The sequence below is a fragment of the Symmachiella dynata genome, from assembly GCF_007747995.1.
GTDB lineage: Bacteria > Planctomycetota > Planctomycetia > Planctomycetales > Planctomycetaceae > Symmachiella > Symmachiella dynata.
On sequence record NZ_CP036276.1, the window covers coordinates 5,140,137 to 5,157,496 of the forward strand.

Below are 17,360 nucleotides of genomic sequence, written 5' to 3' on the forward strand. Positions count from 1 at the left end.
ATCATGAGCGACGAGCCAAGACATGAAAATTGTGGGTTATTTGATTTTGGTACTGGGCATCCGGGGCGGCGGTGTTGTATTTTCTAAGTCATGAACGCAAACAACGCTCCTCAAATCCTGCTCGTTGAAGATGATGCCGCCTTGGCGGAGATCGTTGCCGATTTTCTCGTCTCCCACGGTTTCGAGGTCACGACCGAAGCGCGGGGCGACACGGCGGTTGGACGCATCATTAATGAGCTTCCCGCTGCGGTGATTCTAGATGTCAATCTACCCGGCCTGGATGGTTTTTCGGTCTGCCGGGAAGTGCGGTCCGCTTATCCGGGGCCAATTATGATTCTCACCGCTCGTGGCAGCGAGATCGACGAGGTGATTGGGCTCGAAGTCGGCGCTGACGACTACATGGCCAAACCGGTTCGTCCCCGGGCATTGTTGGCGAGGCTGCAATCGTTGTTGCGCCGCGGCGTTGGGAGCATCGTCGGGGATGCACCCCCGCATAAAATTCAATTGGGACAGTTGATCGTCGACGAGGCCAACCGCGCCGTTCAGATCGAGGGAACCGCTCTGGACCTGACGACCGCGGAATTCGATCTGTTGTTACTGCTTGCCAAAAATGCCGGCAAGGTCCTCAGCCGTAACGACATCTACGAGCAGATTCACGGGGTCAAATTCGATGGCGTCGATCGTTCGATTGATCTGCGGATTTCACGGCTGCGTAAAAAACTGGGGGACGATCCGACGAATCCTGAACGAATCAAATCGGTACGAGGAGTCGGCTATATTCTGCCGCTAAATCAATGACTCGATTATTTATCCGGTTTTACCTGGGCGTGCTCTTCATCTTGATTACGGCCTGGTTCGTGCAATTGACCGTCGTGCGTCAGCGGTCCGATGAACGTAACGAGGGTGTGGTCGAACGCGCGCTGGGCGGCGGACTGCGGATGGTCCGTGAACAGCTCGATCAAACGCCGCCGGGTGAAATGGATGCTGCGTTGCAGGCGATTGGCCAGGAATTTGCCTACCCGGTGCAAACTCTCGACATCGATTCCGGCGCGTTCTCGAATGACGAACGCGCACGGTTACAACAATTTGATGAAATCGTGTTTTACTCACACAACGGCGCCAATGTCGCCACTCCCCTTTCCAATAAGCAGCAGATTGTCTCGTTAGGACCGCTGCCCAGTTTCGTTGGCCCCAGCCAAACGGACGTCATCGTGGGACTGGGAGTCATCCTTTCTTTGGCCGCGTTGGCGATCGCCGTGCTCTTGCGGCCGGTCGCGCGCCAGTTGCGTGAAGTCGAACGAACGGCGACCGCCATTGCCGAAGGCAACCTATCGGCTCGGATTGATCCGCAACGCGTTCCCAAAGGCAAGCATCTCGCCCACGCCTTTAACTCGATGGCCGATCGCATGGAAGCGTTGCTCAGAACGCAACGGGAACTCCTACAAGCCGTTTCCCACGAATTCCGCACGCCCTTGGCGCGGATTCGCTTTGCCATCGACCTGATTGGCACCGCCAAGACCGACGAGGAACGGCGACTGCGACTGGAGACCGTTGATGCGGCCACGGAAGAGTTGGATCAACTGGTCGAGGAACTATTGAGTTATGTCCGGATGGAAACGACGGAATCTCCGCTGGAACTGCAATCGAACACATTATCCGAAGCCGTGGAGACGTTGATGGAACGACAAGCCACGCTGTTTCCCGGGATCGAATTCGATGTCGACCAGCTGAAACAAAACAACATCGTCGTCCGGGCGGACGCGAGCGGATTACAACGGGTGCTCGGCAATTTGGTCGACAACGCCTGCCGTTTTGCGAAACATCGGGTCCGCATCCGAGCCACGCGTGAGGAAGGAGGTATCGCCATCGACATCGAGGATGATGGCGACGGAATCCCCGAAGCGGATCGGCCGCGAGTCTTGCAGCCGTTCGTCCGTTTGGACAAACAGAATGACCCCGGCGACCATCGGGGCGTGGGTCTGGGACTCGCGCTGGTCAATCGTATCGTCACCAGTCATGACGGCGAAATTCAGATCGACACAAGCGACCTCGGCGGCTGTCGCATCCGCACGACATGGCCCGATTGATCTCCCTGTGTGGAGGTGACCTGTGCCTCGACAATTGAAGGATCGGGGGTGCCACTGGCTGGACAGACCGCCATGGTATTGGCAATCACCTTCAATTCACGTGCGGCTCGGCGAGGTTCGGATACATTTCGATACATTGTCGATACAAAAACGCCACTGACAGGCTGGGAGATCTCCTCTACATTACGGTAGAACGAGACGCAAGTCCCGCCTGCCGACTGGACTTCGGTAGGCGGGAGTCTTTCTAGCGTTTCCTTCTTCAAGTCGTTTCAAAACCCTCTGACGCGTCACTCGAACATTGATCTGCAAGTTTGAGAACAAGCGCAACCGGGTTTTGAAAACTGGTTTTAAGCTGAGGAGCCGAAATGGGAAAAGTGATTTCTAAGCGTTTATTGTTGTGCCTCGTCGTAGTCACGATCAGCGTGCCCGCATTAGGGGCCGAATCAGCCCCTGCAAAATCGGTCGAGGATTTCAAACTTCGCAGCCATCTGGGCCGTGAATGGTCGCTCAGTGACTTTGCTGACAAAAAAGTGGTCGTCATCACGTTTCTAGGAACCGAATGCCCTCTCGCGAAATTGTATGGGCCGCGACTGACCGAACTGCAGCAGCAATTCGCCGATCAAAGCGTCGCCTTTATCGGCATCAACTCCAATACACAGGACAGCAACACCGAGTTAAGCAACTACGCCGAGCGGTATAAAATCCGCTTTCCGTTGTTGAAGGACGTCGGCAATCACGTCGCCGATGCGATGCAAGCGGAGCGAACGCCGGAGGTGTTTGTGCTCGACGAGGATCGCAAAGTCCGCTATCACGGCCGCATCGACAATCAATATGGCGTAGGCGTATCGCGCGACACCGTCCAGCGACACCATGTGGCGGTCGCTGTCGAAGAATTGCTGGCCGGCAAACCGGTCTCATTGCCAAAAACGAAACCGGTCGGCTGTTATATCGGTCGGGTCAAAAAATCCAAACCGACCGGAGATGTCACCTACTCGAACCACATCGCCGCCATCTTCAACAAGCGGTGCGTGGAATGCCATCGTGACGGTGAAATTGCTCCGTTCCCATTGACCAGCTACGACGACGTTATCGGCTGGGAAGAGACCATTGTTGAGGTCATCGAGGACCAGCGCATGCCGCCGTGGTTCGCGAATCCTGCTCACGGCGAATTTCGTAACGATGCCCGTTTGAGCGAAGAGGAAAAGTCGCTGATCTACGAATGGGTCAAAAACGGTATGCCCGAAGGGGATCCTGCTGAGTTGCCTGCTCCGCCAAAATTCACCGAAGGCTGGCGAATTCCAAAGCCGGATCAAGTGTTTCACATGCGTGAAGAACCGTTCACCGTGCCGGCGCAAGGCGTTGTGGATTATCAATACTTCGTGGTGGAAACCGGTTGGGATGAGGATAAATACATCTACGCCGCCGAAGCCCGCCCCGACAACACTTCGGTTGTCCATCATATCCTGGTCTATATCATCCCGCCCGGTGAACGCGAGCAAACTGATGCGCGCGACGTGCTTGTGGGTTATGCCCCAGGTAGCACACCGGTGCAATTACGAGACGGTATCGCCCTGAAAGTCCCGGCCGGCAGTCGACTGCTGTTCCAAATGCACTACACCCCCAACGGTTATGAACAACACGACCGCAGCTACGCGGGAGTCTGTTTCATCGACAAAAAAGACGTGACAAAATTGCGGAAAGGGCGACTGGCAATCAATACCAGATTTCGAATCCCCCCCAATACGGACAATCACTCCGTGACGGCAGAGTATGAATTCCATCGCGACGAATCGCTGCTAGCCATGACGCCGCACATGCACCTGCGCGGCAAGGCGTTTCGCTATGAAGCGATCTATCCTGATGGCAAAAAAGAAGTGCTGCTCGATGTCCCCAAGTATGATTTCAATTGGCAACTCAAATACATCCTCGACAAACCGAAACGTATCCCCAAGGGAACCACGATTCACTGCACGGCCTTGTTCGATAATTCCAAAAATAATCCCGCCAATCCCGACCCCGATAAAAAGGTCCGCTGGGGAGATCAAAGCTGGGAAGAAATGATGATCGGTTTCTTCGATACCATCCCCATCGAAGAAAACAACCAGCCGAAGCTGAGCAAAAACGTCGAGATTGACCCTACGGGCGAATGGAGTTGGGAACGTCGTGCGGGGTTGAAGATGGTCGAAGAGTCGTTATCACTCAAACTCGAAGGCGAGAAACTTTCGGGCGTACTGAATACGCAGAACGGGCCGATTGAGATTGAAGACGCGGTCGTCGATGGCCGCCGCATCACTTTCCAAGTCAAACCGGCACAATTTCGCGGCGCGATTCTGGCATTCGATGCGCAAATCGACACGGCTGAAATCAAAGGCCAAGCGACGTTCACGATCGAGAAAGTTGGCAAATCACAGTCATTTCCCTGGGTGGCGCGCCGCTCGGAGACTACAGAAAAAAAAGCCAACAAATAACACGCACTGATGCGTAGTTCCAGGAACAGATTGTTCCACAGGCAATCAAGCGACTCGTGTCGAGAAGCTTCAGAAGCAAAGAAACTATTGCGCACGCTAGTTTCTCCCTGCTTCTGAAGCGACTCTCCGCGAGTTCTTTGCTTCCCACGGCTGGCCAATTCAAAATACGAACATTCCCTATGAAGTTTCGCAGCATCAGCATTTGATTTTCATCCGGCGCCGTTTATCCTTAAAAGAGACAACGTCCACACTTTCCAGGGTATTCTCCTACAACACTCGAGACACTTTTCGAAAGACAGCATGCACATCACACCAGAAGAGCAACCGCTCGCTCCGCAGCCGGGTTTTGCCCATCGGGGAAAATTCACGACATCATTCTCAAGCGCGCTCCAACGACTGCGACAACCGTTTGCCTTGTCTGGCATTTTGGCCTGCACGTTGCTGCTTGTGAGTAGCAGCATCGGTCTTGCCGCTGAGCCACTGCCCGCGCGCACCGCATTGGACGATTACGTTGAAAAGCCCGATGACAGTTTCAGTTGGAAAGTCGTCGAACATGACAAGACCAAAGGCATGCAGACCTTTGTGCTCGACATGGTCTCACAAAACTGGCGAACAAAAGCCGATGTCGATCGTACCGAATGGCAACATTGGGTCACGGTCGCCGTACCGGATGAAATCAAATCCAACGTCGGCTTCATGTGGATCGGCGGCGGACGCAATGGCGGGGATCCTCCCAAAGGGCCTTCGGAGCGCGTCATCCAAATCGCCAAGGCAACACAAACCGTCGTCGCCGAAGTACATATGATCCCCAACCAGACTCTCGTCTTTCACAAAGATGGCAAACGCCGCGTTGAAGACGACCTGATCGCCTACACTTGGGTGAAATTCCTGGAAACCGGCGATGCCACTTGGCCAGCCCGCAATCCGATGGTCAAGAGCGTTGTCCGTGCGATGGATGCCGTCACCGAACTACTGGCTTCCGACGAAGGGGGCAAGCGGAAGGTCGATGAATACTTCGTTGCCGGCGGCTCCAAGCGAGGCTGGACAACTTGGTTGGTGGGAGCGGTCGACAAACGTGTCGTCGGTATCGCCCCGATCGTGATCGACATTTTGAATCTCGAAAAGTCGATGAACCACCACTTTTCTTGCTACGGTTTCTTTTCACCGTCGGTCGGTGATTATGTCGCGCACAAACTGATGCGGATGGGTGATCACCCCCGCATTGCCGCCCTGCACGGGTTGGTCGACCCTTACAGTTACCGTCATCGTTTGACGATGCCCAAATACGTCATCAACGGAGCAGGAGACCAATACTTTCCTCCCGACTTGTCACGATATTACTTCGATGACCTGATCGGCGAGAAGTACCTACGGTACGTTCCCAACACGGACCATTCCCTGCGAGGCACTGATGCTGTTGAAAGTTTGATTGCCTTCTATTTGACCGTTTTGGCCAAAGAGGAGGGGCCGAAGTTTTCCTGGAAGCAGACTGCTGAAAACACGATCGAAATCAAAACCGTCGACAAACCAGAAAAAGTCCTCCTCTGGCAAGCGACCAACCCCAAAGGCCGTGACTTCCGCATCGAGAGTGTGGGACCGATTTACACCAGCACCGAACTCAAAGACCAGGGAGACGGAGTCTACGTCGCCCACGTGGAGACTCCCAAGGAAGGCTGGACGGCGTTCTTTGCCGAGTTGACCTACGACGTCGGCATGCCCGTACCACTGAAAGTCACCACGAACGTCGGCATCACGCCCGATACATTCCCATTCGCCGACAAAGATCAGACGTTGCCGACATCGCTGACGCTGAAATTCATCGCTCCCAATCAGCAAGCGATCGACACGATCAAAAAAGCAATGAGCTCCCCACAGATGAAAGCGGTCGGCGACGATCCGCGATTGAAGGTCGATGAAAAAACCGACAAAGGACTTGTCGTTACCTTCAATTGGGTTCCCAAGGGAGAATGGGACGACGGAGCTCGGTCCATCGCCGATTACCTGAAAAACCTCGGCTGCGACGACTTCCAATACCAACTCGAATCCGGCCGGCCGTTTGGCGATAAAAAGTCTGAGTAATAAACTGTATAGCCAAATGACACGGGCCCCCAAATTCCGGTTTGGGGGCCTTTTTTCATGGTATATGTAAGATCGCCCTCAAGACGCAGATACTCCTGGCAACTGAATGCTTGATTCCGCCACCGGTTTAACTCGGAATTTGTTGAATCGTGCGTATTTCTTTCATAGGATAAGACAAATCGGGCCCCATCCTGGCGCTAAGGATACTCCCATATGGCTAGTGAACAGAACCCACAATTCCAGACGCTTCGCCTTTGGTATTTCGGAGTCGTGGTTGTTTTGATAATTGCGGTACTTATCGTGGCACCGTGGGCAGCGGGTGTTCCACCTAGCGGCTACATTGCCGAAGCAGATTTACCTGATGGATCCATCCTCTCGCTACGTGCGGTGACTTACGGCAAGCACCATGAATTGCCCTTGGAGAGTTTGGATAATTCGCTGTTGCCTTCATTCGGATTTAGAAAAACGCCCGATTCCTTACAGCGCGAGACCGGCGCGAATTCGATTGTTTTGTGGTTTTCTCGACGGAACCGAGAAACGGGAGAAGCGATGGGGTTTGACTGGTGGCAACGCTGCTCAGCAGTGGATGTGAATGGATGGGTCGTCAAGGACTTCGTTCCCCACCAGGAATTCTTTTCAGATAGATTCTGGGATGGTTCAAACTCAGGCGGCCAATGGGGAGGGGACCGTCCGCTCCAAAGCATTTCAACTGGCGAATATGATATTGTCGTTGCGAGCAGCATGTTGCCAAGTTTTCGCACAGCTGGGACGTCATTCACGCTACAAGTCCACAATACAACGGGAAAAGTTGTTGCGGAGTTTGAAGTTCCATCCCCGGGAGTGGCGAAGAACTCCACTTGGGTTCCGAAAGCATTGCCTATCACGAAATCGACAGGCGATCTTTCAGTGTCACTCAAGGATTTGAAATTGGAACTTCCACATCAGCCGAAGGGATACGCACTGAATGCGTTTGCCGATGTTAGCATGCCGAGCGATGACCGATCTGCTCAATGGCGTTTAGAAAATGTGCACCTGGAAGATGAGTTGGGAAACGTCAGCGACGTCTATGACTGTATCCTGTCACCATTGGAGCCCGCGTGGAAAGTGGTCGCACGATTGGCTCGCAGGGAAGACGCGCCGCCACTGCCGATTGAAACTTGGAATGCTGGCTCAATCCCCCTCCCAGCGGACGGTAAGGTGAAATCGCTACATTTATCTGGTTCCGTAGGTGGCGCTAGCATTGGCGTCGAATCGATCGGCGGCGCCGGCCAAGTGACCTATAAGGAACTGGGCGCCAATCTTGGTCGGCAAAGGCATTTTCACGATTCAGGAGTTTGGGTCAACGAGAAAAATGTTAGAATTGAAGTGGAGTTAGCTACTGATGGCAATCAACACCTGCGAACAATCAAATCTGATATACCCCATCTGGTGCTGAAACTGCCCCTACTCACACGGCTTCAGGAATTGCGAATTCTGGGTCTCGACAACTTGAATCAACAAATTCCGGGGAAAGTTACCGAGGAGGAAGGTAAGACGTACTGGTTTTTCGAACCCTCACCGGGATCTACGTCGATTGACGTGAAATTCATTATAACGAACAAACGCGAAGTCGAATTTATCGTCGCGCCGCCTGCAATCGCAAAGCCAAACTAGCGAATACGCTCGGCGATAATATCTCGAAGCGGCTTCTGGGCTGGCGACTATTCGCTTAGCCGCGCAGTTCCGCTCCCAATTGCTCCCGGCAAGCGGCGATGACTGCTTGTTGCGAGGCATCGACTTCTTCGGCGGTCAGCGTGCGGTCTGCTGCGCGGTAGCGGGCTGTGAGCAGGTAGCTCTTTTTCCCGGTCGGGATTTGCTTGCCGCGAAACTGGCTGTCGAATCGCAAATCTTCCAACAGCGGGCCGGCGGCCGCTTTGACGGTTTGTGCGACCTGCTGCCAGGTCGTCGCATCGTCGAGAATGAAATTCAAGTCTCGGTCGCTGGATGGATATTGCGGCGTGGGGACGAATTGCGGGGTGAGGTCCGCTGTGCGGTCCAACATACCGAAATCCAACTCCGCCACCGTCACATCGTCGCGCAGATTCAACTTGTCTTTAATATCAGCGGCGATTTCTCCCAGCCAACCCCACAACTGGCCGTTGAGCAAGACCTCACAGCCCCGCCCCGCAGCGAAACTTGGGAGCTCGCACGGACGAACTTCGACCAGCGATTGGTGATTCACCGCCTTGGCCAACAATTCGACGATCCCCTTCACATCGAAAAAGGAATCGCCGCTGACGAGTGACAGTCGTGTCGGCTCCCCACTTCGATCACCCGGAGATGCGGCGAGATAGACGTTGGAGATTTCATACAACCGTGCATTGAACGTGCCCCGTTTTTCATTTTCGCGGCGCGATTGCAGCAAACTGGGAATCAGACTTTGTCGCAAGATGTTTTCCCGTTTGCGCGACGAATGTTCCACGCGCAGCGGTTCGCCTTCCCCAGTCGGACGGAACAGCGCGAGTAAATCGTCGTCGACGAAAGTCATCGTGATCGACTCGAAATAACCGTTGCCGTTGAGCGCGTTGTGCACGCGGTCGGCGACATGGTCGAAGACCCGCTTGCTGCTGGCGGTCAGCGGCACGAGCACGTCTTCGGGAATCTGTTCATATCCATAAATGCGGGCAACCTCTTCAATTAGGTCGATTTCCCGTGTCAAATCACGCCGCCAGGAAGGCGGAACGAATCGACAAGAGGCGGCGCTCGCTTCGCCCTGCAGTTCCAATCCCAGGTCGGTGAGAATGCGGACGACCTCGTTTGGTTCGACGTCGATTCCCAGGATTCGCGAAATTTGCGAAAAACGCAATTCGACCGGGTCGCTGTTCGGCGTCCGCCCCGCACCGGTAACCACGGCTCCTTCCAGCAGTTCCCCACCGGCCAGTTCCAAAATCAATTCCGCACAGCGACGACTCGCCCAGTCCATGCCGTGAGGATCGACGCCGCGTTCGAAACGATACGACGAGTCGCTATGCAGATTCAGCACGCGGGCAGTATTGCGAATCGACAGCGGGCGAAAATCGGCGACCTCGATGAGTACATTGGTCGTTGCAGCGCTGATCTCGGTTTCCAGTCCGCCCATCACGCCGGCAATCGCCACCGGTCGGTCGGCGTCGGCGATGATGCACATCTCCGGCTGCAGTTCATAATCGCGTTGATCGATCGCCGTCAGTTTTTCCCCCGGCTGCGCGCGGCGAACGACAATCCGGCCTTCGTGTAGCTTATCCATGTCGAATGTGTGCAGCGGTTGTCCGCACTCCATCAACACGTAGTTCGATATGTCAACAATGTTGTTGATCGGACGAATACCGAGTGTCTCCAACCGGCTCTTCAGCCAATCCGGACTCTCCGCCACTTTCACGCCCCGCACGACGCGGGCGATATATTGCGGGCACAGGTCGTCACATTCGATCTCAACTGACGTCGCTTCGGCCGTTTTGGCCGCCGATTCACTCGGCTGGGCGTCGGGAATTGTGATTGGTTTGTCGTACAGCGCCGCAATTTCGCGAGCCACACCGAGATGCCCCAGACAATCGGGGCGATTGCTGGTGACTTCCAGGTCGATCCCCAAATCCTCGGGAAACGCCTCGGTCCCTTCGAGGTTCAAACCGGAAAGGGTCAACTTGTCGGTCAAATCATCGGCCGACATCTCGAGGGGGACGTATTCTTTTAACCAATTCCAACTGACGATCATAATGAGGCTTGAGGCTTGAGGCTTGAGGGGACAGGCTTGAGGGTTGGCCAATTTAAGTGGAGACGTACGTCGACAACGTACACGAATGAGCTACTTTATCGGGTCATCGGCCGCTGAACAATGGACTCGATTCAAGTCGTGTTGAGTAGGCTGGCTACGAATTTGGCCCCTGCGACTCTCTGAAATCGTCCTCAGCCATCCTACGATCAGTATCAAACCGAAGAATATCAATTGATCCCAGATCCTGTACAACTCTTGAAGATTTGACGAAAGTGTGTTAAGAGTCGGGATTCCATTGTTTTTCGATAGAACACAACAGAAGCTGGCGGAGGAGCGATTCGCGAATGGGTACGAAGAAGACAGGCAAAGGTCGGCGGAAAATCGGGCGAAAAAAACGGCGTATGCGCAGCAAGATCCGTCACCGTAAAGGCTAATTCCGGCGGTACTTTGTTCTTTTGTGGGCAGAACCTGTCGGCGCCGCACCGGTGGCCCCGGCTCCTCGCTTTTTGACCTGCCGCGCAGCCTCCAACACGCTTGCATCGTTTGGAGGCTGCTGCACCGGTCCTTTGAGACCTGCGGGTCAGACAATCAGCATGTCGTGCGAAGATTCTTCGCGCCGACAAGGGGAACGTACGCCCCGAGGAGCACCCTTCAGCGTGTGCATGCGGCGGTGCATTGCCGTTGACGCGACAACCGGTCACCCGTTTGCATCGCTGATTTTCAACAAATCCCACGCCCTGCCCCCCTGGGTGCCTCCCGCATCGGTTCGTCCGGCATGCAATGGATTTTCTCTAGAATCCAGGCAGCACGGCCGATCTCAGGCTGGAATCCGGTTGGTTTGATCTGGTAAACTGGAGAACGTGCCGATGACAATCGGCTTTCGCTAAGATCTGCCGCCTATGGCTGTTGTGACGAGCGAAACACTCCGTCGCTGGGCAACTCAGCGGCATCGATCACACCAGATTTTTCCATCCATACCTAGCAATCTTCGCCCGCAGAATCGTTTGATTCGACACAATCACCGAATGCGGCTGGAGATTATTGCCAGTATTTGCGGATGACATTCAATTGGGGAGCGTCAAGCCATGCTGTGGACACCTAAGCCAGTTCAGTTGTCCGTTGTGATTGCCGGAGTTGTCTGCATCGCCCTTGCAGGTCCGCTCTCCGCCGCAGAACCAACCGCGCGCGAAAAGGCCGCGACTCTCAAGCAGCAAGCGGATGCCGCCGCCGCCAAGGTCACTGCCGCCAAGAAAGCTGCTAGCAAAATCGCATCGCAGGAAAAGACGTTGGCCAAGGCTGCGGACGCTGCACGCGACGCCGCCTCGAAGGCTGCCGAAGCTGCTAAAAAAGCAGCCGACGCACTGATCACCGCGCAAGAAGCCTTAAAGAATGCACAGGCCGGAACAGTCGCCGCCCAAAAAGCCGCAAAGACGAAAAACCAGGAAGTGCAAACCGAACTGGCCAAACTTCAGCCACTGATCGATCAGGAAATCGTTGTCGAATTAACCGCCGTGGCCGCCGAAGCAGAAACGCGTCGCGCCGCAGCGGAAAAGGTCTTCCAAGCCTCCAACGAAAAACTAAAGGCTCTGCAAACCGCCTTGCAAGCCGCAAAGACAGTTGAGCGGAAAGCCAAGGCGGATCTTGCAGCCGCTGAAAAAGACTTGCCGACCAAAACCGAGGCTGCCAAGAAAGCCACCGAGGCCAAAACCGCTGCCGATGCCGCTGCCAAGGCAGCCGCCGACGCACTCAAAGTCGCCACTGATGCCAAAGCCGCCGCCGAGAAAGCCGCTCAAATGACCGCCGCAACGGCCAAGGCCACCGCCGGGACAGCGGCCAGCGCCGCCGCCGCAGCAGCAACGGCTCCTGAAAACAAAGAATTGGCTGAACTCAAAACGCTCACAGAAAAAGTCGCCGCCAGCACCGCCGCCGCTGCCAAAGCGGATGCCGAAAAAATCACCGCCGCGACCGCTGCCCTCGCAGCAGCCGAAAAGAAAAATAAGGACGCTCAAACCGCTGCCGCAGCAGCAACAAAAGCCGCCACCGACGCCACGGCTGCCGTAACCGCCGTAACGGCCCAGATTGAGACACTCAAAACTACGGTCGCCAAAGCCGCTGAATCAGTCAAGAAAGCGGATGCGGACGCTCAACCGGTCAGAGACGAAACGGCCAAATTGCAGTTGGCGCTCAACACGATCACAACCGAACACGTCAACAAGCTACAAGCCTCGCAACGGGCAATGGTCAAGACCGACCAGTTTGTGATGTTCTCGGAACAAGTCGCTCCCATCTTCGCCAAACGCTGCCTCGCCTGCCACAACGCGCGGACGGCCAAAGGTCGTTACAACATGGAATCGTTCGCCGGCATCATCAAAGGAGGAGAACAGGGAGATACGGTGCTTCCCCACGATGGCGAAAACTCCAACCTGTTCTTGCTGATCGAAGATGGTTCGATGCCCGAAGACAGCGACCCGCTGACTGATGAAGAAATCGCCATCGTCAAAAAATGGATCGACCTGGGCGCCGTGATCGATGCGGGCGTCAGCCCGGACGCTTCGCTGGCAACGATTATTCCCAAATTGCCACAACCCGCATCCCCCGAATCGTATCGCGTGCCGATGCCGATTACGGCCCTGCGTTACAGCCCCGATGGAAAGACATTGGCCAGCGCCGGATATCATGAGGTGCTGCTATTCAATGCCGCCGACGGCAAACGGACAGCCCGCATCGGCAATCTGGCCGAACGCGTTTACGGAATCGACTTTGCCCCCGATGGAAAAACAATTGCCGTCGCTGCCGGCACACCCGCGCAGATGGGTGAAGTCAAATTGTTTGATGTCGCCACCGGAAAACTGCTACGCGATTTCGTCACATCGCAAGATTCTATCTACACCGTAAAACTCAGCCCCGACGGAACGCGTCTGGCCGTGGGTGGTGCCGACCGGGCGATTCGTGTCTTCGAAGTCGCCACTGGAAAACAACAGTTGATCATCGAGGACCATGCCGACTGGGTGATGGACCTCGCCTGGTCGCCTGACGGTGCTAAACTCGCCTCCGCCAGCCGGGACAAAACCTCCAAAGTCTTCGATGCCGTTAAAGGAGACTCACTCGTCACCTTCTCGTCCCACGGAGAACCAGTCTTCGGCGTCGCTTTCAGCGGCGACAACAAGCAAGTTATCACCGCCGGCCGCGACAAAAAAATCCGTATCTGGAACCCCGAAAACGCCAAACAAATTCGAGAGATCGCTGGCTTCAGCAACGAGATCAATGAAATCGTCGTCACACCCGAAGGGAAAATCTTCAGCTGCGGCGCCGACAAACTAGGGCACGAGCATACCCTAGCCGACGGCAAGGCCGTTCACGAATTCAAAGGCCATAATGATTGGGTCTACACAATCACCTACCACCCCGGCACCAAGCGAGTCGCCACCGGGAGCTACGACGGTGAAATCCGCGTTTGGAACGCCGAAGACGGCAAGAGCTTACTGAATTTCATCGCCGCCCCCGGCTACAAACCGCCCTCAGCCACCGCCGCAAAATAATCATCACCACCGACAACGTAGGGTGCGTCGCGACGCACCTTGCGATGTAGGACGAGAGATGAGCCTCTTCAAAAAACCTCGCGCAAAGACGCAGAGCCGCAAAGAAGACTAAGGGGACCGCTGAGAACCGGTGTTCCTAAAAAACAGTAACGACACAGATTCCATTGGAACCGCGCGCGACCAATCAACAGACCACGTCACCTTCCCTCCGCAGTATAACTCTTTGCGCCTTCGCGTCTCTGCGCGAGACCTTTCGATGCAAGACGAATGATTGCCCTAGGCTCTACCAGCCCCACAAACGTTCGCAAGCCGCGTGCAACCTCTCCGTTTGGATCGTGCCGGTCACTCACAACGCGACAACACACCACATCAGTCTTTCGCTTTTGCATCTGATGTGGCCGCCTTGTCGAGTTCCAATAAACGCAACCGCGCGCAGTGCCACATATACGCCGGTCCGCCGCCCGCTTTGAGCGGCCAAGTCTGTTCGGTGGCAGCCAGAAACGATTGGCGGGCTTGCTGGGGATTCTTCTCCGCTTCAGCGAATAGTCCGATATACAAATGCGCATAAAACAACCGCTGCTCGCGAGTTGCCTGCGGGAGTTTCTTCTGTTTGATTTCCGCCTCAATACGTTTCAACAGTTCGTCAGCCGTCAGTTTGCCTTCGAACATACGGTACACATCCGGCAGCGGCGGGCGATCGTCTTTTTTGTAACGAATCATCTTTTTGCGGGCAGCAGCGACTCCATCAGCCTGTGCTTGTGCGAGGAAAATCCAGATGCCGTTTTCGCGATCCTGATCGTCATAGGCATGATACAGCCCCAACTGCTTGGCCGTCTTGGCATATTGCCCGGCGTAATAATACGCCAGCCCCAGCCGCCAATGTTGCACGGCGATTTCCGGATCAAGCTCGACCATCTTCTCATAGTCAGTGACCGCTTTGTCATATTGCCCGGTAAAGAAATATGCATCGCCCCGCCGACTATAGGCGCGATCGTTCGCTGGATCCGCTTCAATCGCAGCCGTCTGCTTTTCGATCGCCTCTTTGTAAGTTTTCTCAACCTTTTTGGTTTGGCGTTGATACAACGGGCGGACATCCGGTTTATCATCCGCGACAAGCGGCCGCGCTAGTAACAGACAAACCGCACTGACCATAAGCAACAGAACCCGACACAACATACGTTCACTCCAATGATGGACTACGGAATCTGCCGCAGCAGTTCCTTGTTAACTTTGCAAATCATAGTGTATTGCGGATCGAACACATTGCCGACCTCGTAACGCACCCCTTGCGTGAGCAGTAAATTGGCGGACAGCGCATCGAGGCCATAGTCCTGTTGCAGCCAACGCAGCACCTCTGTTGTCGCGTGCTGTAGCGCCTGATCGAGCGGACGGGCGTTGCCGCAGGTGAAGATCCACTCCTCATTTTCGCCGCGTGGCCAACCGATGCTTTTTCCCTTGATCACCGTCAGCGTGAACCGCACGTCCATCGAGATTTCGACACCCGCGCCGCAGATTTCGCCATCCCCCTGCACCGCATGCCCGTCGCCGATGAAAAAACAGCCGCCCGGTTGGAACACCGGAAAATCAACCGTTGTGCCGGCTATGAAGCCACGATAGTCCATGTTGCCCCCATGCTCAGCCGAGCCTGCGCAATCCAGAAACTGCCCGTTCTTGGGAGCGACTCCGAAACACCCCGGCATCGGCGCTAACGGCAAAACAAATTCGCCCAGTTTCGATTCCGGACGCACCAACGTCGCCGTTCCCGCTTCAACATCCACATCCCATTCGACCAACACGGGCGGCGGCAATTCCGGCACGTAATCAGGATCGACCACATTTGCCGCCAGGCTCGATTGGCAAAACCCATACCTGCGATTCGGCCGCAGCTCATCCAACGTCACCCGCAACGTATCCCCCGGCTCTGCCCCCTCGACATAAAACGGACCCGTCTGCGGATTGCCTCGCGGCGAGACGGAAACCCGCCGGTGATCAAACCCACGCGCATCGATCGTCGTCGTCGAAACCGAATCCCCACTTTGCACCGTGAGCACCGCGTCATGCGGCCCCATCGTCGTGTGGTAGTGCGTCGGTCGAAACGTATGGTGCATAGATCCTCCCCAACTTCTACTGGTCTACCGGTCTACTGGTTCCCAAACTCTGTTTGGGAACCTTGATTCTCGAAGCTCCGTTTCGAGTCCCTAATTATTTCTTGCGCCGACAAATTCTAATTCGTCTAGCGAAGCAGAGCTTCGCGAAATGGCGTTCCCAAGCAGAGCTTGGGAACGAGTGAGAATCCGTGTCAATCCGTGGCTAAAACCTTCGTAAACTTTCGCAACGAGGGACAGTCCGCCCCGACCATGCCGCGTTGTATTCCCGCGGAATCGGTCACCTCGCCGAGGTAAATGTCGTTGTGGGAATCGACCCATATATCGTGGGGAGCGATGAAGTCGCTCGGCTGATACGGATCCTTTCCGCCGCCCCAGCGGGCCAGCAGATTGCCGTCGTTGTCGAAGATGCTCAACCGTCCCCCCGTCTCATCAGGACGCGGGTCGGGTGTCCCCGCATGATATCCAACCTCCGCTACATAGGCGCGATCGTCCGCATCAAAAAAGATTTGGCAGGGGCGGGCGATTTCCCTCCACTCGTCCAGATATTCCCCCTCGGGCGAAAAAATCTGCAACCGACTGTTTTCACGGTCCGCTACAAATACACGTCCGCGACTGTCGATCGCGATCCCGTGCGGCAGGTTGAACTGCCCCGGTCCGGTCCCCGGCTCGCCCCAGGAGAGGAGCAATTCTCCCTCTGCCGAAAACTTGTGCACCCGCGCATTGCCGTAACCATCCGTCACAAACATCTCGCCCGACGGCGCAAGGGTCAGGTTCGTCGGTTGATTAAACGGCGGCCCGCCCCGTTGGATCGTGCGGTAATCGCGATTCACGACCCCGGTCTCACTAGCCTGTCCACTAGTACCGAGCGTCCGCAACAATTTGCCATCGGACGTGTAATGGCCAATGGTGTGATCCAAATCGTCGGTCAAATACAACGTGTCGTCCGGGGCGATCCAAATTCCGTGCGGACGGACGAATTGCTCTTCGCCCCAAGCATCGATGAAGTTGCCCTCGCGATCAAAGATCAACACCGGATGCGGACCGCGATCAAACACGAAGACCCGGTCCCGCGAATCGACCGCTACGCCGACCGCTTCGGTCAACGTCCACCCCGCGGGCATCTGATGCCAAGTCGCACAGGCCTGGTAAACAAAATCCCCACTGCCGACAATCTCGGTCACAGGTGCGTGGTCGCTCGACATGCATCGTTCTCCCCGATTAAAAAAACACCGACACGCTCCCTTCTACCCAGGCACAACGGCAACGTCAATCATTCCCCACCCGCAGACTTTCACGAACCCAATTTCATGCTACGCTAAACCGTTTAAGCTGTGGCGAGGTCTCCTATT

At 55.4% G+C, this 17,360-nt stretch carries 10 protein-coding genes; 6 read left to right on the plus strand and 4 right to left on the minus strand.

The window, feature by feature from the left end; all coding sequences use genetic code 11:
• Positions 1-90: 90 nt before the first annotated feature.
• The 5 genes from Mal52_RS19515 to Mal52_RS19535 all read left to right on the plus strand — a co-directional run bounded on the left by Mal52_RS19515 (position 91) and on the right by Mal52_RS19535 (position 8,287).
• Entirely contained in the window at positions 91-798 is a 708-nt protein-coding gene (locus tag Mal52_RS19515) for a winged helix-turn-helix domain-containing protein (RefSeq protein ID WP_145378148.1), read from the plus strand.
• The gene (locus tag Mal52_RS19520; RefSeq protein ID WP_145378150.1) at positions 795-2,087 is read left to right on the plus strand and encodes an ATP-binding protein; all 1,293 of its coding nucleotides are present in this window, start codon (positions 795-797) and stop codon (positions 2,085-2,087) included. The genes Mal52_RS19515 and Mal52_RS19520 overlap by 4 nt, the downstream gene beginning before the upstream one ends.
• Positions 2,088-2,452: 365 nt before the next feature.
• On the plus strand, positions 2,453-4,555 hold the full coding sequence (locus Mal52_RS19525; RefSeq protein WP_145378152.1) for a redoxin domain-containing protein: 2,103 nt from the start codon (positions 2,453-2,455) through the stop codon (positions 4,553-4,555).
• Between the two features lie 300 nt (positions 4,556-4,855).
• Positions 4,856-6,634, plus strand: coding sequence for a PhoPQ-activated pathogenicity-related family protein (locus Mal52_RS19530; RefSeq protein ID WP_145378154.1), 1,779 nt, complete (start codon positions 4,856-4,858; stop codon positions 6,632-6,634).
• A 213-nt stretch (positions 6,635-6,847) separates the two neighbouring features.
• Positions 6,848-8,287, plus strand: coding sequence for a hypothetical protein (locus Mal52_RS19535; protein WP_145378156.1), 1,440 nt, complete (start codon positions 6,848-6,850; stop codon positions 8,285-8,287).
• Between the two features lie 55 nt (positions 8,288-8,342).
• Here the strand turns inward: Mal52_RS19535 and pheT are convergent, their stop codons facing one another.
• A complete protein-coding gene (gene pheT / locus Mal52_RS19540) occupies positions 8,343-10,364 on the minus strand; it encodes a phenylalanine--tRNA ligase subunit beta (protein ID WP_145378158.1) in 2,022 nt (673 codons plus the stop codon).
• Positions 10,365-11,449: 1,085 nt separating this feature from the next.
• On the opposite strand from pheT, the gene Mal52_RS19545 reads away from it, so the two are divergent.
• A complete protein-coding gene (locus Mal52_RS19545; RefSeq protein WP_145378160.1) occupies positions 11,450-13,903 on the plus strand; it encodes a c-type cytochrome domain-containing protein in 2,454 nt (817 codons plus the stop codon).
• Positions 13,904-14,272: 369 nt separating this feature from the next.
• Here Mal52_RS19545 and Mal52_RS19550 read toward each other — a convergent pair whose 3' ends face one another.
• The 3 genes from Mal52_RS19550 to Mal52_RS19560 form a co-directional block, all read right to left on the minus strand.
• Positions 14,273-15,079 carry a tetratricopeptide repeat protein gene (locus Mal52_RS19550; RefSeq protein ID WP_145378161.1) on the minus strand — a complete coding sequence of 269 codons (807 nt, stop codon included), beginning with the start codon at positions 15,077-15,079 and terminating at the stop codon, positions 14,273-14,275.
• Between the two features lie 20 nt (positions 15,080-15,099).
• Positions 15,100-16,011 (minus strand): acetamidase/formamidase family protein, encoded by a 912-nt coding sequence (locus Mal52_RS19555; RefSeq protein WP_145378163.1) that lies wholly within the window; start codon positions 16,009-16,011, stop codon positions 15,100-15,102.
• A 191-nt stretch (positions 16,012-16,202) separates the two neighbouring features.
• Positions 16,203-17,213 carry a peptidyl-alpha-hydroxyglycine alpha-amidating lyase family protein gene (locus Mal52_RS19560; RefSeq protein WP_145378165.1) on the minus strand — a complete coding sequence of 337 codons (1,011 nt, stop codon included), beginning with the start codon at positions 17,211-17,213 and terminating at the stop codon, positions 16,203-16,205.
• Positions 17,214-17,360 lie beyond the last annotated feature (147 nt).